Raw genomic sequence first — 19,419 nt, 5'->3', positions numbered from 1 at the left:
CGGCGCGCTTCCAGCCGGTGGGGGCCAGGCCATACACTCAGGCGTGAAGGGAACCGTCATCATCACTGGAGCGGGGCGAGGCATCGGGGCGGCCACCGCCAGACTCGCGGCCCACCACGGGTACGCTGTGGGCGTGAACTTCCGGCAGGACGCCGATGCCGCGCGGCAGGTCGTGCAGGACATCGAGCACCTGGGCGGTCAGGCGCTGAGCGTGCAGGGCGACGTCAGTGTGGAAGCGGACGTTGCCCGGCTGTTTGCCGAGGTGGACCGCGCGTTCGGGCCGGTGACGGCACTGGTGAACAATGCCGGCGTGCTGGAGCAGCAGGCGCGGGTGGAGCAGATGGACGCGGCCCGCCTGCAGCGGGTGTTCGCCACGAACGTGGTGGGGAGTTTCCTGTGCGCGCGTGAAGCCGTCCGGCGCATGTCGACCCGCTACGGGGGGCGGGGCGGGGCCATCGTGAACGTGTCCTCGCGGGCGGCGGTGCTCGGCTCGGCGGGCGAGTACGTGGACTACGCGGCGTCCAAAGGCGCGGTCGACTCCCTCACCACCGGGCTGGCCCGCGAGGTCGCGGCGGAAGGAATCCGGGTGAACGGCGTCCGCCCAGGGCTGATCGGCACTGACATTCACGCGTCGGGCGGAGAACCGCAGCGGGTGGCGCGGCTGGCCTCCTCGGTGCCGCTGGGGCGCGGCGGCACCCCGGAGGAGGTGGCGCAGGCGATCGTCTGGCTGCTCTCGGACGAGGCCTCCTACGTGACGGGCACGTTCCTGGATGTGGCCGGCGGCCGCTGAAGCTGGGGGCCACACCACCCGCGGCGACCGGCCCCCCACCTCCATTGGCCAGCGTCAGGGGACGGTGCTGTGTTCCTGGGCGCAGGTCACGCGGCTGGGTCGGTCAGGACGCCGTGGGGCACGGTCAACAGGGTGCGGGTCAGGCCGGACTGGCGCCGTGAGGAGGGACCGACCTGGTGAGCGAATGACGCGCTGATCCGAGGGCCCGGTGATGACGACGCTGCTGCCGAACAGGCCCTGGGGCGGTACCCTGAAGCATGAGCCCCGATCGTCCGATCAAACAGCGCCTGCCGGACCATCTCCGGCATCTCAGCCGGGGGTCGTCCGGTCCGGGCAAGCCCAGCGCCGCGCAGGAACCGGCAGGCCGCCGGGCCGGTCCAGCCGCGGAAGCGTCGCCGGTCCAGGGCGGGTCGGCGCGCCTCAGTGAACTGCTGCCGCACGTGCTGCGCGCCATGGTGGGCGACCCGGACGACGGGGCCATCCGGGAGCGGCCCCGGCTGATCCACCAGCCGGAACTGCTGGAGGCGATGGCCCCGTACCACCGGCCCAGGAGCCGGTTCGAGGAGCTGATGGTGCGGAAGCTGGTCGGCGAGGGGTACCTCAAACCGCGGGGGGCGAGGGACAAGTCGGGCCTGAGCGACGCCTACGAACTGACGCCGAAAGGAGAGCGCGTGCTGGGCCTGCGTCACGACCGCTGAGCTGTCGTCGCAGCGGGCACCGGACGTGGTCCGGTTCGGGCATGGGTGGGCAACCGCTCGGCCGGGGTGCTTGCCCCTGCCTGCACAGTCTGGACCGCTGATCCGGAGTTCCGTTCAGCCGGAGTGGGTTCAGGGCACCCGGCGCAGCAGGGCGAAACGCATCTGCCCCGGGCCCGTGGCCGCTGCGGCTGATGGGGCACCCCCGGTCGCCACCGCATTCGTCGACGCCTCCCCGCACGGGTCTGGTGGGGCGGAGGTGCGCGCGTCATCCCCGGGAAGGAACGCTTCAGCCACAGCCCGCGGCATCTGAACCTGCGTGCCAGGCGCAAGGCAGAAGCCGCGCCTGGCCTGGCTGAGGGTCATGTCCTTGCAAAGATTGCCAGCAAATTGCCATGAAATCGTGGCACATTGAGACGTGGAGGTTACCATGCCACACAAAGCAAAAACCCGGGTTCAGGGCCTGGTTCAGGGCGTGATGGAAGAACGGGCCGCCCGTGGGTTGAGCGGAGACCTGCCGGAAACCAAGGTCACCCTGCGCCTGAAGGCCACAGATGCGTTCTGGCTCGCCCAGCTCGCGGAACTGATGGAGGCCAGCCGGACCCGGACCGCTTCGCAGCTGTTGTCGGCCGCCATTCGTGATGCCGTGCAGGCCGCCGGCCTGCCCGCAGACGGGAGCGACTTCCGTGAAGCGCTGCAGGCCTTTATCGACACAGAACTCGCCCACGAGGCCCACTCAAGCGCCCCGGGTGTATGACGTTTCAGTGGCCTGGTCGCAATACGGCCGGGTCGGTGTTCGCGGATCAACCCAGCGCCTCTGGATCTCGCCACGGTCTTCCGGGAGGCAGCCATGAACCACATCAATCCAATTGACCTGCCGATTCTGATCATCTCCGTCCTGCTGCTGGTGGGCCTGCTCGCCAGCAAGCTGGGTGGACGCCTGGGTGTGCCGGGCCTGGTCCTGTTTCTCGTCATCGGCATGCTGGCCGGGAGTGAAGGCCCGGGCGGCATCCAGTTCGAGAACTATCACCTGACCCAGGCGGTCGGCATCATCACCCTGGCCTTCATTCTGTATTCCGGCGGGCTCGAAACCAACTGGAAACACACCCGGCCCGCGCTGCGTGGCGGGCTGGCGCTCGCGACCGTCGGGGTGCTGCTGACCACCAGCCTGATCGCCGTGATCGCGCACCTGCTGCTGAACCTCCCCTGGCTGACGAGCTTTCTGCTGGGCGCGGTGGTGTCCAGCACCGACGCCAGCGCGGTCTTCTCGGTCCTCAAGGAGCGCGCGCTCGGGCTCAAGGGCCAGATCAAACCGCTGCTCGAATTCGAGTCCGGGGTCAACGACCCGATGGCCGTGTTCCTGGTGATCGGGCTGACCGCGCTGATCGGCCACCCCGACTCCTCCTGGACCGAGCTGCTGCTGCTGTTCGCCCGGCAGATGCTGCTGGGGGCCGCGGTCGGGTTGGGGCTCGGCTGGCTGGCGGTGCGCAGTTTCAACCGGATCAACCTCCCCTCAGAAGGCCTCTACACCGTGCTGTCCGTGGCGCTGGTGGGCCTGGTGTATGCCGTGACCGCCCTGCTTGGAGGCAGCGGCTTCCTGGCGGTCTACATCGCCGGGGTGGTGCTGGGGAACAGTGTCTTCGTGCACCAGCGCTCGCTGCGCCAGTGGCACGAGGGGCTGACCTACCTGCTGGAAATCGGGATGTTCCTGCTGCTGGGCCTGCTGGTCTTCCCGTCTCAGGTCGCGCTGATCGCGGTCCCGGCGCTGCTGATTTCGCTGTTCCTGATGTTCGTGGCCCGGCCCCTGGCCGTCTTCGTGAGCCTGGCCCTGGTCCGCATGCCGGTGCACCACAAGGGCATGGTGGCCTGGGTCGGGCTGCGTGGAGCGGTCCCGATCATCCTGGCGACATTTCCACTGCTCGAAGAACTGCCCGGCTCGCACATCATCTTCAACGTCGCGTTTTTCATCATGCTGACCAGCCTGTTGATCCAGGGCACCACGCTGCCGCTGGTCGCGCGGTGGCTGAAGGTGGAAGAGCAGAAGGCCGGACCCAACACGCAGCGCCTGCTGTTCACGCCCACCGGGGCGGGCAAGAACGACCTGGTCGAGGTGGTGGTCCCCCCACAGTCCAGGGTGGTCGGCGAACGGATTGTGGACCTGCGGTTCCCGCCTGAGGCGCTGATCCTGCTGATTCACCGGGACGGGGAGTACATCGTGCCCAACGGGTCAACCATGATCCAGGCCAGAGACGAGCTTCAGGTGCTGGGCAGCCAGGAGTTTGTGAATGAGGTCCGCGTCCGGATCGAACGTCCCAAGACCCTGCCCTCGGGGTGACCCTTCATCCGATGGCTTAGGTCATGCGCGGACAGGTGAGGGCGCGGACGCTTCTGTCCGCGCCCTGCTCGTGCTGGATTGGAGGTCCGCTGGCGCTGTGGTGCGCATGCCGAAAATTCGTCCCAGGCGGGAGGGTGCAGGGCCTAGACTGGGCTGTGCCTGGTCCACCCGACGCCCCCGCCCCGGCCGGATGGTATGGGGATCTCACCACCATCCAGACGCTGCTTGACGTGCATTCCGCCGGGGCGGTGCTCGTGGATGCCGCGTTGCGGGTGCTCCACGTCAACCTCGCCTTGAGGACGCTGACAGACGCCGGTGGCCAGGCGGCCCGGGGACAGCCGCTCGCTCAGGTACTGCCCGCCCCGGTGCTCGGGGCCTGCCACGCGGCGCTGGCGGACGGGACGCCGAAGCCCCCCCTGCGCTTCACCATGACCACCACCGAAGGTGTTCGGCCAGTCAAGGGGACGGTGCTGCCGGTGCATGATACGGAGCGCCGCGCCGCCGGGCTGGTGGTGCTCATTGAACACACTCCCCCGGCAGACGCGGCCGTGGAGGTCGAGCGCCTCCGCCGCGTGCTGGACCTGTCCAGGATCCTGACGCAGGCCAGGACGGCACTGGATGTCCAGGCCGTCATCCTGCAGCAGGTCGTGCCCAGCACGGCCGCCTCCGCAGGCCACCTGATGCTGCTGGCGGAAGACGGGACGCCGGACAGCGTGGGGTCCGTCGGGGAAGACCAGCGCCTCGAGGGGCTCTGGGCGCGAGCTGCTGCTGATGCCGGCACCCCGCTGGGCTCACCCTTCCGGGCGAACCGGGCCGTCTTCGCCACCCGCGGGGACCTGGAACGGGAGGACAGCGCGGCGCTGCCGCTGCTGCACGCCCGCACGCGCGCCTTTGCCGCGCTGCCGCTGGTCGCGGACGGGTGCGTGCTGGGCAGCCTGACCCTCGCCTTTGACGATGAGGGGGACGTCCGGCCAGACCGGCAGCCGCACCTGCTGGAGCTGGCGGAACTCAGTGCCCAGGCGCTGCAGCGCGCCCGGCAGCACGACGCCCTGCAGGCCGCCCACGCGCGGGCCAGCCTGCTGGCGGAGGCCGGCACGGCCCTGGCCGGGTCCCTGGACGTTCAGGCGACGCTGAACAGCATCACGACCCTGGCCATCCAGCACGTCGCCGACTGGGCGGCCGTGTACCTGCCGGACGACAGCGGCCGGATGGTGGCGGTGGCGGCCGCCCACCCGGACCCGGAGCAGGTGGCGCTGCTGCACCGGTTTCTCGGTCAGGCACCGCACGACCCGCGCGCCGTCGCTTCGCCCGCCTGGGTGCTGCAGACCGGACAGCCGGTGCTGGTGCCGGTGGTGCCGCCCGGCGTCGTCGATGACCTGCCCGAGCGGGACCTGCGAGAGGCGTTCTATGCCATGGGACTCCACTCGGTGATCAATGTGCCGCTGACCGTGCGCGGCCGGCACATCGGCGTGCTGGGCCTGGCCACCACCCAGCCGTCGCGGACGTACGGCGAGGCGGACCTCGAGCTGGCCCGCGCGCTCGCGGACCGGGCTGCCCTGGCCCTCGACAACGCCCAGCTGTACGAGGCGGCCCACCACAGCGAGCAGCGCTACCGCTCGCTGGTCGACGCGACGCGGCAGGTGGTGTGGACCAACAGCCCCAGCGGGGAAATGCTCGGCGACCAGCCGGGGTGGGCCGCGCTGACCGGCCAGGCCAGCGAGCGCTACCAGGGGTACGGCTGGTCCGACGCCCTGCACCCGGAGGACCGCGCCTCCACGCTGGCCGCGTGGCACCGCGCAGTGGCGACCCGCTCCGCTCTGGACGTCCTCCAGCGGGTCCGGGTGGCCGACGGCACCGTCCGTCACTTCCATGCGCGTGCCGTGCCCGTACTGAACGTGGACGGCCGCATCCGCGAGTGGGTGGGGGTGCACACTGACGTCACCCCGCAGGTCGAGGCCCAGCAAAGCCTGCAGGACCTCAACGCCCTGCTGGAGCAGCGGGTGCAGGAGCGCACCCGGGCGCTGGGGGAGAGTGAGCGGCGCTTCCGCAGCGTCTTCGACAGCCAGTTCCAGCTGATCGGCGTGCTGCATCCGGACGGCACCGTGATCGAAGCGAACCGCACCGCCCTGGAGTTCGCGGGGGTCACGCTCCAGGACGTCGCGGGGACGCCGCTGTGGGACACGCCCTGGTGGCGGGGCGAGGCAGACCGTCAGGAGGTGCGCGCCGCCGTACACCGCGCGGCCGCAGGGGAGACGGTGCGCTACGACGTGGACATTCTGGGCGCGGACGGCCAGACCGCCACCATCGACTTTTCCCTCAAACCGGTGCGTGATGAAGAGGGGCGGATCACGCTGCTGATTCCGGAGGGCCGCATCATCAGCGAGGAGCGACGACTGGCGGCGGTGCTGCAGGCGGTGGTGTCCAGCGCGCCGCTGATCCTGTTCGCACTGGACCGGCAGGGCCGCTACCTGCTGTCGGCTGGTGCCGCGCTCGCCGCGCTGGGCCAGACGCCCAACGCGCTGGTCGGCCAGCGTGCCGAGGCGCTCTACGGCGACGCGCCGGAGGTGCTGGAGCCGATGAAGCGCGCACTGGCGGGCGAGACCGTGCACCAGACCGGGACGTTCCAGGGCCTCTCGATGGAAGGCTGGTACCAGCCGCTCAAGGACCAGCGGGGTCAGGTGAACGGCATGGTGGGCGTGGCCATTGACGTGAGCGACCGGGCCCGCGCCGAACACGAACGCGAGGAGGCGCGCGGCCGGGCGGAAGTGCTGGCTGCGCTGGGCGACGCCCTGCAGGTCGTGTCGTCCCCGGACGACGTGGTGGCGCGGGCGCTGGAGACCGTGGGGCCCGCCCTGGACGTGACGTGCGTGATGGTGGTCCCGGTCGACCAGGCGCACCAACCTCCCGTGCACATCTGGGGGGAGGTGCCGCACGCGGTCCGCGCCACCCTGGCGCGCGAGCCGCTCACGCTGGCCGACACGCCGGTGCTCCGCCGGGTCGTGGCGTCCGGCCAGGCGGCGTACCTGGACAGCGACGCGCAGGCTCCGGACCACGTGCCCGGGCTGGACGCGGTGGCCTGTGCGGTTGAGCCGGTGGTGACCGCGGAGCATCAGGTGGTGAGCGCGTTGGTCGCCTGGCGGGCTGGTCCGGGCGCGTGGTCCGCGGGTCAACAGGACCTGCTGCGCCGCACCGCCGCAACGCTGGCCCTGGCGCTGGAGCGGGCGCAGGCCGCCACGAACCTGGAGGCGCAGCGGGACGCGCTGGCCACCGCCAACCGGGAACTTCAGCGCAGCAACGCCGAACTGGAGCGGTTCGCGTTCGTGGCCAGCCACGACCTGCAGGAGCCGCTGCGCACCATCGCCAGTTTCAGCGACCTGCTTACCCTGCGGTACGGCGAGGCCCTCGATGACCGCGGGCGACAGTACCTCTCGCGCGTGACCGCTGGCGCGACGCGCCTCAAGCGGCTGATCGACGACCTGCTGGTGTTCTCCCGCCTGAACGCCGAACGCGCCCCGCTGCGCGCCGTCCCCACCGAACAGCCCTTGCGTGAGGCCCTGAGCCGCCTGGAGGCCGCCATCGGGTCTACCGGCGCCGAGGTCAAGGTCGGCGCATGCCCGGCCGTGCTGGGCGACGGACGCGAACTCACGCAGCTGTTCCAGAACCTGATCGGGAACGCCGTGAAGTTCCGTCGGCCTGGCGTCACGCCCGAAGTTCAGGTCGATGCCCAGCGGGACGGCGCAATGTGGCATTTCCGGGTCCGGGACAACGGGATCGGCATTCCGGCGGAGTACCAGCAGCGCGTGTTCGGCATGTTCGAGCGGCTGCACACCCGAGAGCAGTACGACGGAACCGGGCTGGGCCTGGCCATCGTCCTGAAGATCGTGGAACGGCACGGCGGGACGGTGTGGCTGGAGTCCACGCCGGACGTCGGCACGACCGTGCATTTCACGCTCCGCTCCACCGACAGACCCCAAGCCTGAGGCGCTGCGGGACGCAAATGCGGGGCGGTCAGCACACGAATCAGAGGTGCGCGCGTCCTTCGGGAACGGGAGACGGTGGTCCGCTGGCCAGGCCCGATCAGGGTGATTCATCAGCTCTTTTTATTCAGGAATCCGGTTTCCTTCATTCGTTGAACTGTAATTCTTTATGTTTGGTAGCAGGTTTGCTTTCGAAAGACTTTTTCACCAAAGTTTGGCAGTAAAAAAATTCTGATCCTGAACACTCAGCTGTGACTCAGCAGTGCGAGCGGCAACCGCTCTGAGGTCGGCTGACCCGTCCTGCGCCTCACTTCTCAAGGAGCTTCCACATGACTGTATTGACCCCCTTGTCCGAGCTTGTTCGCGACCATAACTATGACCTGGGCCAGGCCCAGACCAGCCTGATCGGCCTGCCCGCGTACGGCGCCGGCGGTGAACAGGTCGGCTCCGTGCGGGATGCCATGACCGAAAATGGCGGCACCATCCGCTACCTGCTCGTCGAAGCCGGCAGCTGGTTCACCCGCAAAGAGGTGCTGGTGCCGGTCGGCCTCGCCCGCATCGAGGACGACGCGGTGTACTTCGACACCCTCACCAAGGACCAGGTCCGTGACCTCCAGGCCTACAGCGCTGGCGAGATGCACAGCGACGAGGCGCAGGTGTCGGACCTCCGCGTGCTGAAGGGCACGGACTATCAGGCACCGGCCACGACTGGCGTGGCGGCCCGCGCGGCCGACCACTACCAGGACCAGAGTCTGTTCCGGACCCCGGATCGTCTGCAGCTGCTGGAAGAGCGCTTACAGGTGAACAAGGACCGCTACCGGGCCGGTTCGGTTGAGGTGGGCAAGCACGTGGAGACCCGCACCGAGAATGTCAACGTGAACCTCTCGCACGACGAGGTGGTGATCGAGCGTCACCCGGTGAGCGACCCGCGTCCGGTGGACGGCAACGTGACGCTGGGCAGCGACAGCGAAACGATCCGGGTGGACCTGGAGGCCGAGCGCGCCAACGTGCAGAAGCAGGCCTACGTCACCGAGGAGGTGGAGGTCGGCAAGCGCACCGAAAGTGAGCAGCGCACCTTCACGGAGACTGTCGGCAAGGAAGTGCTCGACGTCAACAAGACCGGTGACGTCGACACCGACGACACTTCAGGCCGCCACTAACCACAGACTGAAGGCAGAGGGGACGACCAGCTGGTCGTCCCCTCTGCCTTCAGTCAGGGCCACGCGCAGCACGTCGCTGAAGATGACAGGTTGGTTCACACAAGCTGCGCTGCTGATGCCGGGCAGCGGGACCCTGCCCACCGAGCACCCCAGGACCATCCCTGCAGATGGGTTGACCGCCTGCTCCGCGTTGACCCTCGAAGTCACTTGCGGACGAGACCCAACGGACCTGGCACTAAGCCCGCCTGGCTTTCGCCTGTTCTGGCGATTCTGTTCCTGATCGTGTTGGCGCAGATCCTGGGTTCCTGCGATGAGACTCCTCTACATCTGCTCTGAGGTAGGGGAAGTGAGAACAGGGGAAGGTGTCGTCAGGGTTCATGGTCGAACGGAGCGATCGCAGGGCGCAGCCGTCTGCACCCGTCTGCCTGCGGGCAGAACACCTGGCATGGTGCGCGCTTCCAGGCCACGGTGGAAGGGAGCCCGCGTCCAGCAGCACCGGACGTTCCCTGGAGGCGATCCGCTGGTCGGGTCAGCGTGCTGCTCCGCCCCACCGCAGGCGCTACCGTAGAGGCATGCCTCTCCTGGATACGGTCCGTGCCCTGAGCTCCTACCTTCCATCGTGGTTGGACTACCAGCGGGACCTGGCGCGGGTCCCTGGCGTTCAGGTCGCGGTGCGGGTCGGAGATCAGCTGGCCGCATCGTTTGCGCTGGGCGTGGCGAACGAGGCCACCGGGCAGCCGCTCACCCCGCAGCACCTGTTTCGAATTGCCTCCCACTCCAAGAGTTTCACGGCGACGGCGATCTTTCAGCTCGCGGAGCGTGGCGTGCTGCGCCTGGACGACCCGGCTGGTCGCTGGCTGCCGGAGCTGGCCGGCTCGCCCGCTGCGGCGCTGACGCTGCGGGCCCTGCTGGGACACCAGTCCGGGATCAACCGCGACGGGGCGGACAGTGATTACTGGCAGCAGCTCCACGCCTTTCCCGACCGTGAGGCCCTGATTGCCCTGTGCCGCGCCGAGCTGGTATATCCGCCGGACCAGTACTTCAAGTACTCGAACATGGGGTATTCGCTGCTGGGGCTAGTGCTTGAGGCGGCCAGCGGCCAGTCGTACGCGGAGTACATGGCCTCGCACGTGATCGGGCCACTTGGGCTCACCCACCTGGGGCCGGAGTTGCCTGTGGAACGCGAGGCCGAGCTGGCCGCCGGGCACAGCGGTCGGTTGGCCGGCAATGATCCCCGTCGGGTGCTGCCGTCCTCGGATACCCGGGCGATGGCGGCAGCCACCGGCTTTTACGGCACGGCGGAAGACGTCACGGCCTTCTTCGCTGTGCATGTCCTCGGACGCGCCGAGCTGCTCACGGACGCCTCGCGGCGCCTGATGCAGCGCCGGGAATCCGAGATCACTCGCCCAGTGAAGCGCTGGTATGGGCTGGGCCTGATCGTGGAGGAGATCGGGGGCCGCACGGTGGTGGGCCACTCGGGCGGCTTCCCGGGGCACATCACGCAGACGTGGGTCGACCCGAACTCCGGCCTGACCGTGTCGGTCCTCACGAATTGCCTGGGCGGCCCCGCCACGGAATGGGCAACGAACATCATCAAGCTGATCGACCTGGCGATGAACCCGCCGATGAAGGAGGGTACTGACGCGCCTGGTGTTGACCTGGACCGGTTCACCGGGCGCTTTGCCACCGACTGGGGCGTGTTTGATGTAGTGAACCTGGAAGGCCGCCTGGTCTCCCTCACGCCCCAGGGCGACCCGACCCTGAGCGTCACGGAATGGACCGTGGTGGACACCGAAACGCTGATGCCGGTACCGGAAGCCGGGTTCGGTGCGGTCGGCGAGCCCCTTCAGTTCCAGCGCTCGGCATCCGGGGACATCGAGTGGGTGCGCCAGGGGGGTGGACGAGCGTGGCCCGTCGCCGCCTACCGGCAGCGGGTAGGCCTGGACTGAGCGTGGAGGAGAACCCACACCAACCAGCATGTTCCAACCACAGCCGTCGGCAGCAGGCCCGTCTTCCCAACCCTGTGACGCTTCGTCCTACACATGAAGGTAAGGGCAAGGCAAGGTGATCAGGAACACAAGCATCTGCGCGGCATCCGTTCGGGGGAAAGGTTAAGGTTGGCTTGGCCTGTTGCCCTCATCCGACGCCGCGCTGTCGGGCCAGGAGGAATTCATGAAGAAGCCTGCCCTGCTGGCCCTCTCCCTGCTGCTCGCTGCCTGCGGTCAGCAGGCCACCTCGCCCACCGACCCGTACGCCGCCGAGTACGCCGCCCACCCCTCCCAGCCGTGGACGTCCAGCGCCCTCTCGGCCCTCAGCCTGACGCCCGGCACCAATACCCTGGGCTACGAAAAGCCCACGTACGCCAGCAGCGGCTGGGGACCGATTGAAGTCAACCGCAGCAATGGCGGTCGGCAGCAGCTGGACGGGAATCCCCTGACCATTGGCGGGCAGGTCTATGCCAAAGGCTACGGCGTGCACTCCACCTCGGAACTCCGCTACAGCCTGGCCAGCGCAGGGGCGACCTGCACCAGCTTCACCGCGACGGTGGGCATTGACGACGAGGTTGGCACCAAGGGCTCGGTGGTGTTCGAGGTCTGGGCGGACGGGAAGAAGTTGACCGATAGTGGAGTGGTGCGCGGCAGCGACGGGCCGAAGACCCTCACGGCTGACCTGACCGGGAAGTCAAGCCTCAGCTTGCGTGTCACGGATGCCGGAGACGGGAACTTCTACGATCACGCCGACTGGGTGAACCCCACCATCTCCTGCCAGGCCACCACCCAACCGCACCTCACCCTCGACAGGGCCAGTCTGGAGCTGTATCACCTGCATGGAACAGCCCTGAAGGCCCATCTGACCGGTTTCCCTGCCGGCCCAGTGAATCTCCGGCTGGTGTACCACGCCTCCCCCACGTACCCGAATTTCACCGTGTCGCCGCTGGACCTGCAGACGCCTCTGGTGGCTGGCAACGGCGACGCCCAACTCCAGTTGTTCGCGAGTCGGCTCACGGCAGACGACCCATATCCCAATGAGCTGCTGCTGGAGCAGGATTACACCGTGGTGGCCAGTCAGAACGGGCGCGACCTTGCCAGCGCGCCGCTGCATGTCACCGAGAAACCGCTGAAGCTCACGGCGACGTTGCTTGGCGTGCCCGAGGTAGTGCCCAACGGCACCTGGGTGGATGCCGTGCTGTCCATGACCGTTGATCCACCCGTGCAGGCCCCGATCGCAGACCTGGGTCTGGCGGATGATGACCTGCATAATACGGTCGCCCAGAATCTGGGCGAAGCCTACGGGGATGGCCACGTCACGAAACGCCATGTGCGCTTCTACGCGCAGGCGCCGGGACCGGAGATGCCCGTCGCACAGGCTGCCTTCCGTATTCAGGGCTTCCTCCCTGGCGGCACAGATATCTATTACCGGTTTGGCACGTACTTCTCCAGAATTGGGGTCTCGATCAACGTGACCTTTTGAAGCCCCTCTGGGAGAACATGGGGTTCGTCCCCGGAATGTCGGTAGACAGCGGTGGATCAGAAGCGAGGTTTGCACCTGGGTGCTGAGGGCCGCACCCTGCGGCTGACCGTCCCGGTGGGTTTATGCCACGAATGGGGCTTCCGTATGCGGCTGCCTCGGTTGGAACCTGCTGGCCATCAGCACCGTGCGTTCGACTCAGACGGGCATGCCTGATGAACCGGGAGCCGCAGCGCACTGAGTGGCCTGTGATGACCAGGGCGCAGGTGTACGTGGACGAGTCATCCTGCTCCCGCAGGCTCAACGGAAGGATGGGGGCGGTGTGGAAGGCGCCTCCGGCTGCACATCAGCCGGTGAGGGCCGCTGGGCGCAGCGGCCCCGTCTCACGACGGGGCGACGGCAGCTTGCCCTAGACAGGTTGGATCACCTGCAGCGGCGCCTTCATTCGAGAGGGTGGTCACCCCTGTTCGGCGCTCCATTGCGACAGGCCACGGCGGCTTGCTAGAGCGTCGCGTCGATCGGGTGGACACCGGCCTCGTGAACCGCCGCAACAGGAATGAACTCGCACGGCCACTCGCCAGCATCCTGTCGCCCCGGCGCGAACTCGAGTGCTTCCGATGCGAACACCACATCCACGAAGTGTGGCGCCGGCCGACCCCAGGCGGGCCGTTGCTCATCGAGGTGCTGCGCGTGAATGAACCCGATGATGCTCAGCGGACGAGCATGCCAGCCACTCTCTTCCGCCACCTCACGAATCAGCGCCTCGTGCAACGTTTCTCCCGCTTCCGGCCGACCCCCCAGCGTCAGGATCGGCACCTCGGCATGGACCAGCAACACATCATCACCGCGCAGCACGAGGGTGCGGACCGACGCGATGAAGTCGCGAGGAGGCAACGCGTGCGTCAGGCCAACCCGAAAGGCCAGCGGAACGCTGTTCCACGATTCCTGCCAGCCGTCGAAGGTGCCATGACGCCTCAAGAACTGCAGGAGCGCACTCTCCCTGGCCGTCATGTCGACAGCATACGCAGCCTGCGGGACCTGGCCCTTGGAACGCATCGCCGCTGCCTGGCCAGCCGGGGACTCTGCGCTGTGTTCTGTCATCGCTCACCTAGAGATCAATGGGATCGTGCCCGCACCGATCTGCCTGCCGCCTGCGGTGCCCTCCTGTCCATCTGCCTTCGATGACCTCCACCTGGAGTTAACGCGCCCCGGATGACCCCGCGGTCTCCGTCCAGCTCAATGGCGTCACTCCAGAGCACCGGAAGTCAGCTCGGACGGTCACCGTCACGGGGGCGGTCGTCTGCAGACCCGTACAGTAGCCAATTGCCAAGTTGACGTCGGCCCCATCCATGACCGGACCGTTCGGGCGACGCCTGTCCATCCTGCCCACCGCGTCCGCTTCCGGGCAAACCGCCGTCTTCCGGTATGGTGGAGCGGTGTTTCCTGTCCGCGCTGACCAGCTCGTGGTGGTCTCGCCTCACGCGGCGAGGCGGCTGCTTGATCCCGTGGTCCGCGCGAGTCTCGCGCCATTCCTGGGCGCCAGCCGAACCGCGCAGGACGCCGCCCATGAGGTGGGGGTGCCGCTGACCACCATGACGTCACGCATCCGCCAGTTCGTTCACTTCGGTCTGCTTGTCCGGGTGGGCGAGCAGCCCAGGCGGGGCCGTCCGATGCCGCTGTACCGGGCGCCTGGGTCGCTGTTCATTCCCTTTGACGTCACGCCGCTCGAGTCTGATCAGCAGCTCGGGGACGTGCTGTTCCAGGGCGCGCAGCGGCGCCTGTCGCGCAGCATCGGCGCGGCCTGGGTGGAGGCGGCCGGGCGACGGGGTCGGCCGCTGGGCCTTCATGTGTACCGCGAGCCGGGCGGGCACGTGTCGGAGAACGTCGAGCCCCGTCCGGCGCCCGGGGAGCAGGAGAACGCGTTCTTCATGGACCTGCTGTCGGACGAGCAGCCGGCGGTGTGGGATTCCTGGGGCGTGCTGTACCTCGACCAGGCGCAGGCCAAGGCATTGCAGCGTGAGCTGTTCGCGCTGCGGCAGCGTTACGGCGGCGCACTGGCGAATGGTCGCCCGTACCTGCTGCGCCTCGCTGTCGCACCGCTGCAGGAGGAAGGGTAGGACGCTCAGCCTGGCAGGCGCTCCGTTGGCGCTCGGGGGACGTCGGCAGGCGGGACTTCGAGGACGCGCCGCCGCAGCGCGACGACCACGCCTGATGCGAGCAGCGTCACGGCGTGCACCGAGATGACCGGCAGGATCGCGTCCGGGGTTCGTGCGACGTTGGCGAGGCCGGTCCCGGCCAGGACGCTCAGCGCCGACACCTGCGCGGAAAGCCCAAAGGCCTGACCCCGCCGTTCGTCCGTGGTGATGCGCTGCATCAGGGTGGTCCAGCCCACACCGGCGGCGCTCGCGGGCAGTCCGGCGAGAACCATCAGCAGCAGCGCGGGCCACACGCCGGTCAGCACCAGCGGGGACGTGAAGATCAGGGCGTCGATCACGCCAAGGCCCACCGCGCCTGTGGCGGCGAGCGTTACGGGTGACCAGCGTCCGGCCAGCGGCGTCATCACCGCCGCACCGATCAGCCCGCCCACCGCCTGGGCACTGAGGATCAGTCCGTACGCGCCCTCGCCTCCATGCAGGACGCTGGTGACAAACGGGGCGAGCAGCACCGCGAACAGGCCCTCCCCAAGTCCACCGAGGGCCGTGGTGAACAGCAGCAGCCGCAATGCCGGCACCTGCCGGGCCAGACGCAGCCCCTCACCGGAGACGGTCACGAGCGCCCGCCCGGCCTGCCGGACCGCTGTGAAGTCGATCCGGACGGCCGGGCGGGAGGCGGGAGGCCGCATGAGCGGCCACAGCAGGGCGGCCGCGGCGAGGTAGGACGCGACGTCGAGCAGCACGACCGTAGGCAGCCCCACGCGGGCGAGCACCAGCCCCCCGAGTGCGGGCCCGAGCAGCCGCGCGACGTTGTTGTTCAGGGCGTTGAGGGCGTTGGCGCGGGGCAGGTGCGTGGACGGCACCAGCGTGGGCAGCAGGGCGTTCTCAGCCGGGCCGAGCGGCAGCGTCACGAGGGTCTCCAGCACACACACCAGCACCACCGGCCACATCAGGCCGGGCGCGGCCAGCAGGAGCGGCAGGACGCTCACGGCGGCGAGCAGATTGAGCCCGGTCATCAGCCTGACCCGGTCCACGCGGTCCGCAACGGCGCCCGCGAGTGAGCCGAGCAGCACGTGCGGCGCCACGGACGCGAAGAACAGCAGGCTGGAGGCGAGCACCGAGCCGGTGGCGAGGTACACGTACGCGGGAAGGGCGGCGGCGAGCATCCAGTTGCCGGTCATGCTGATCAGCCCGGCCCACCACACCCGCGCGAACGGTCCGTGAAGCAACGAGATGGACATGCCCGAGTGTGACGTGCCCCCTACAACGAGAACGACGTGCCCTTCGTCGTAGCACGTTCGACAAAGGCAAGGCGGAAGGGCCCTGCCCCCAGCGGAACGGGCTGGAACCTCCCCAGGGTGGAAGCAAGGCCCTGAACCTGACCGGTGGGCTGTGCTTACCCTCGCAGGTCCCGGGAGTTGAACTGGCGTGCGGCGATCCAGACCAGCGCACCGCCCAGCAGCAGGCAGACCAGCAGCGGGGTGGGACTCACCGCGTGTTCCAGCGGGAGATCGCTCAGGGCGTATTTCCAGGGATTGAGCCAGGCCAGATCCCGGAGCACTTGCACCTGCGAGGCCACGCCCTGCAGCACCACCAGCCCGATGCCCAGACCCGCGCCGATGCCGACGGCCAGCCCCGGGCGGCCCGTCGCCGCGCCGATCGCGAGCGCCAGGGCCCCGAACAGCCACGCGCCGAGGATGTGCAGCGCCACCGTCACCAGCAGCTGTCCAGCAGGCAGTGGCGCCTGGAACAGCTGCCCGGCCAGCAGGATGCTGAGGAACAGCACGGCGCCGAGGGCCAGCATCATGGTCAGCAGCCCCACGGTGCGGCCCAGCAGCAGGGCCGTGCGCGGCAGCGGCTGGGCCAGGGGGAACTCCAGCCACCCGCGCTCCTCCTGCCCCGCGATCAGCGCCGAGCCCTGCAGCACGGCAAACAGCGTCAGCAGCATCGGCATGGTGCTCAGCAGCTTGCCGCCCACATACCCGGCGGGCGTGCCGAGGTTGTCGCCGGCCAGGGCCCGCACCGATTCGGGCAGGCTCTTCATCAGGGCGTCGATGGCCGTGTTCCCCTTCAGGAGCGGGAAGAACGCCAGCAGCATCACCGTGTACAGGGCGAGGCCCACCGCCCACCACAGCAGGCTGCGGCGGCCATCCTGCATGGCCTGCCTCCAGACTTCACGCCACATGCTCCACCGTCCCCTGCACCGGCTTATTGCGGTACTCGTCCAGAAAGGCGGCCTCCAGGGTGGACGGCGTGAGGCTCAGCGAGGTCAGCGATTCACTCGCCAGCGCCTGGATCAGCCGGTCGGGACTGCCGCGCCACCAGCCCCGGAACGCCAGCCCCTCCGTCACGCCGGCACTCATGCCCTGCAGAGCCGCGAGATTGACCACGGGCGTCCGGGCGAACTGAAGCGTCACCTGTTGAGGGAGGCTGGCTTTCAGCGCCTGGACACCCTCCACCCGGATCAGTTCGCCGCGCCGGATGATGCCCACCCGCCCCGCGACCTGCTCGATCTCGCTCAGGACGTGGCTGGACAGGAACACGGCGCGGCCCTCGCTCCCCGCCTCGCGCAGCAGCTCCAGCACCGTCTCCTGGACCAGCGGGTCCAGACCGTCGGTCGGTTCGTCCAGCACCAGCAGTTCCGGGCGGTGCATCAGGGCGAGGGTCAGCCCTACCTTCTGCCGGTTGCCTTTACTGAGGGTCCTCAACCGGGCGTCCAGCCGGAGGTCCAGGCGCCGCGCCACCTCAAGACCGTACGCGATGCTGGCCCCGCCGCGCAGCGTGCAGCTGCGCTGCATCAGTTCACGGGCGGTGTGCTGATCCGGGAGGTGCACCTCGCCGGGGAGGTACCCCACTCGCGCGTGAACCTTGACCCGCTCCTGCCACACATCGTGTCCCAGGACGCGCCCGCTTCCCCCGCTGGGCCGCAGAAACCCCATCAGGGTGCGGATGGCGGTCGTCTTGCCCGCCCCATTTGGGCCGATAAAGCCGAAGATCTCACCCGCCGCCACCTGCAGGTTCAGCCGGTCGAGGCCCACGCCGGGGGCATACAGCTTGCTCAGGTCGCTCGTTTCGATGGCATTCATGACTGCTCCTCAGGGGGTGGAGGATGGGCGCCGCTGGACGCGGTGCCACTCGTCAAGCATCTTTGGAAACACCTGCAGGACATAGGCGTAGAACTGTTCCATCTCGCGCAGGGGCGTGGGGTCGCCTCCGGTCGGCAGCGCCCGCAGGCCCTCCTGCGCCAGCTCGTGCAGCGGCTGGATGCGCCGGTTGCCCTGCTCGGTCAGGATCGCCCACGCGTTGGGGCGCATCCGGAAGCGGTCGGCGCGCTCACCAGGATTCGGCGCCCGTTCGATCAGGCCCACCAGCGTCAGGTATTTGATCGCCCCACTCATGCTGGCGCGGCTGGACTGGAGCAAGGCGGCAAGCTCAGCGGGTGTCCGTCCGTGTGGCGGGGCCACCAGCAGCGCCCCCAGCACACGCCCTGCGGCGCGCGGCATGCCCACCATCTCGAACAGCAGGCCCGCCCGCTCCATGAACTGCTCGCTTTCTGACGTGGTCGTGGCGGGCGCTGGGGACTCATCCGACATGACAGAAGTGTACGACTTTTCAGTAAACTGTGAAATCTCCAGTGGAGTGGTGCGGGAAGGACGTTCAGTGAGCATGCCGCTCAGCCCAGACGGTCAGCGCTGGTGTGCAGTGGTCGGGTGCTGGTGCTACGGCACTCCACGACGCTGGGGCAGACCAGCGCAGGCCCCATGCCGGCAGGATGACCAGATTTCCTGGCATGGCATTCAACACGTTCCGGGTCATCCCCCTGCCGATGGGCGCAGGAGACGCGCGGCTCAGCGAGTGGACCGTCCGGCTCTTGTGTGCTGTGAGCCTGGGTGTCGCTGGCAGTGGACGCTTCCTCCAGCGGCTGGCGTTGCCTCTGGAACTGTGGGACGGTCGTCCCACAGAAGTTGACGGTGCAGGCAACCGGGGATGACGGCATCAGCGGAAGAAACCGCTCTTGGTGATTGCCTGGGCTGTCGAAGCCGATACTTCGGACGTGGCCATTTCCCTGGTATTTAAGACGCATTCCTGGAGCGAAGAGAACGACCGTGGGGTGGCGTCCGGGTGGCATCACAGCCGCCTCTCCGCCCGTGGACGCACGCTTGCCCACGAACTCGGCGAACGCCGGCGACATGATGACCTGGCCGTGGTGTTTGTCTCGGACCTCCGGCGGGCTGTGGAAACCGCCGACATTGCCATGAGCGGCAGCGGCCTGACGGTGGTGCACGACTGGCGGTTGCGGGAGTGCAACTACGGCGAGCTGAATGGACAGCCGGCGCAGACCGTCCTCCAGAACCGGCGACGGTACCAGGACGTGCCCTATCCGAACGGAGAAAGCTGGCGGCAGGCCGTGAACCGTGTGGGGCGGTTCCTTAAGGACCTCCGGGTGGGGTGGAGTGATCAGCGGGTTCTGGTGATCGGCCACGTCGCGACCCGCTGGGCGTTCGACCATCTGATTGACGGGGTGCCGCTCGAGGACCTGATCGCGCAGGACTTCCGTTGGCGAGAAGGGTGGGTGTATCACCTGTCTGGGGGTGAGCAGGCAACAACGGAGGCGTCCCGGTGCGGGCAGACGGGCCGAACGCGCTGAGCCTCGCCCGGGGGGGCGGCCCGAACATCGGGCACCGCCGTGCGTTCGCCGTCCAGACCGCGCCGGGACAATTCCCGATCTGCACCAGCGGTGTCGTTGGAATTCACGAACAGTGCTGGTCACCGATGATCGGGCCGCTGATGGCCGTCATGAACAGAAGTGAACGACAAGCGTCCCGCGGCCGTTCAGGAGG

15 protein-coding genes are annotated in these 19,419 nt (G+C 68.5%); 10 read left to right on the top strand and 5 right to left on the bottom strand.

From position 1 onward, the window contains the following. The first annotated feature begins 43 nt into the window (after positions 1-43). The 8 genes from ABOD76_RS02490 to ABOD76_RS02455 all read left to right on the top strand — a co-directional run bounded on the left by ABOD76_RS02490 (position 44) and on the right by ABOD76_RS02455 (position 12,428). Positions 44-790, top strand: coding sequence for an SDR family oxidoreductase (locus ABOD76_RS02490; protein WP_350241147.1), 747 nt, complete (start codon positions 44-46; stop codon positions 788-790). Positions 791-1,047: 257 nt separating this feature from the next. Next, positions 1,048-1,488, top strand: coding sequence for a hypothetical protein (locus ABOD76_RS02485; protein ID WP_350241146.1), 441 nt, complete (start codon positions 1,048-1,050; stop codon positions 1,486-1,488). Positions 1,489-1,903: 415 nt separating this feature from the next. Next, a complete protein-coding gene (locus tag ABOD76_RS02480) occupies positions 1,904-2,242 on the top strand; it encodes a hypothetical protein (RefSeq protein WP_350241144.1) in 339 nt (112 codons plus the stop codon). Positions 2,243-2,335: 93 nt separating this feature from the next. Next, positions 2,336-3,820, top strand: a complete 1,485-nt coding sequence (locus ABOD76_RS02475) for a potassium/proton antiporter (RefSeq protein WP_350241143.1) — start codon at positions 2,336-2,338, stop codon at positions 3,818-3,820. A 155-nt stretch (positions 3,821-3,975) separates the two neighbouring features. Further along, positions 3,976-7,800: a PAS domain-containing protein gene (locus ABOD76_RS02470; RefSeq protein WP_350241141.1), complete on the top strand. Its 3,825-nt coding sequence runs from the start codon at positions 3,976-3,978 to the stop codon at positions 7,798-7,800. Positions 7,801-8,126: 326 nt separating this feature from the next. Next, positions 8,127-8,957: a PRC and DUF2382 domain-containing protein gene (locus ABOD76_RS02465; RefSeq protein ID WP_350241139.1), complete on the top strand. Its 831-nt coding sequence runs from the start codon at positions 8,127-8,129 to the stop codon at positions 8,955-8,957. Positions 8,958-9,529: 572 nt separating this feature from the next. Further along, the gene (locus ABOD76_RS02460; protein ID WP_350241137.1) at positions 9,530-10,906 is read left to right on the top strand and encodes a serine hydrolase domain-containing protein; all 1,377 of its coding nucleotides are present in this window, start codon (positions 9,530-9,532) and stop codon (positions 10,904-10,906) included. 223 nt (positions 10,907-11,129) lie between these two features. Continuing rightward, positions 11,130-12,428: an NPCBM/NEW2 domain-containing protein gene (locus ABOD76_RS02455; RefSeq protein ID WP_350241136.1), complete on the top strand. Its 1,299-nt coding sequence runs from the start codon at positions 11,130-11,132 to the stop codon at positions 12,426-12,428. A 498-nt stretch (positions 12,429-12,926) separates the two neighbouring features. Here the strand turns inward: ABOD76_RS02455 and ABOD76_RS02450 are convergent, their stop codons facing one another. Beyond that, positions 12,927-13,436, bottom strand: a complete 510-nt coding sequence (locus ABOD76_RS02450) for an NUDIX hydrolase (RefSeq protein WP_350241134.1) — start codon at positions 13,434-13,436, stop codon at positions 12,927-12,929. Between the two features lie 494 nt (positions 13,437-13,930). Here ABOD76_RS02450 and ABOD76_RS02445 point away from each other — a divergent pair, with 494 nt between their 5' ends. After that, the gene (locus ABOD76_RS02445; RefSeq protein WP_350241133.1) at positions 13,931-14,542 is read left to right on the top strand and encodes a hypothetical protein; all 612 of its coding nucleotides are present in this window, start codon (positions 13,931-13,933) and stop codon (positions 14,540-14,542) included. Between the two features lie 5 nt (positions 14,543-14,547). Here ABOD76_RS02445 and ABOD76_RS02440 read toward each other — a convergent pair whose 3' ends face one another. The 4 genes from ABOD76_RS02440 to ABOD76_RS02425 form a co-directional block, all read right to left on the bottom strand. Further along, a complete protein-coding gene (locus ABOD76_RS02440) occupies positions 14,548-15,819 on the bottom strand; it encodes an MFS transporter (protein WP_350241131.1) in 1,272 nt (423 codons plus the stop codon). A 155-nt stretch (positions 15,820-15,974) separates the two neighbouring features. Continuing rightward, positions 15,975-16,763, bottom strand: a complete 789-nt coding sequence (locus ABOD76_RS02435) for an ABC transporter permease subunit (RefSeq protein WP_350241130.1) — start codon at positions 16,761-16,763, stop codon at positions 15,975-15,977. Next, positions 16,753-17,664, bottom strand: a complete 912-nt coding sequence (locus ABOD76_RS02430; RefSeq protein WP_350241128.1) for an ABC transporter ATP-binding protein — start codon at positions 17,662-17,664, stop codon at positions 16,753-16,755. The genes ABOD76_RS02435 and ABOD76_RS02430 overlap by 11 nt, the downstream gene beginning before the upstream one ends. Before the next feature lie 9 nt (positions 17,665-17,673). Next, complete coding sequence (locus ABOD76_RS02425) at positions 17,674-18,171, bottom strand: GbsR/MarR family transcriptional regulator (RefSeq protein ID WP_350241126.1); 498 nt, start codon at positions 18,169-18,171, stop codon at positions 17,674-17,676. A 425-nt stretch (positions 18,172-18,596) separates the two neighbouring features. On the opposite strand from ABOD76_RS02425, the gene ABOD76_RS02420 reads away from it, so the two are divergent. Continuing rightward, complete coding sequence (locus tag ABOD76_RS02420) at positions 18,597-19,226, top strand: histidine phosphatase family protein (RefSeq protein WP_350241756.1); 630 nt, start codon at positions 18,597-18,599, stop codon at positions 19,224-19,226. Positions 19,227-19,419: the final 193 nt, after the last annotated feature.

Source organism: Deinococcus sonorensis KR-87 (genome assembly GCF_040256395.1).
Classification (GTDB): domain Bacteria; phylum Deinococcota; class Deinococci; order Deinococcales; family Deinococcaceae; genus Deinococcus; species Deinococcus sonorensis.
This window is presented reverse-complemented; position numbering and strand designations above follow the sequence as displayed.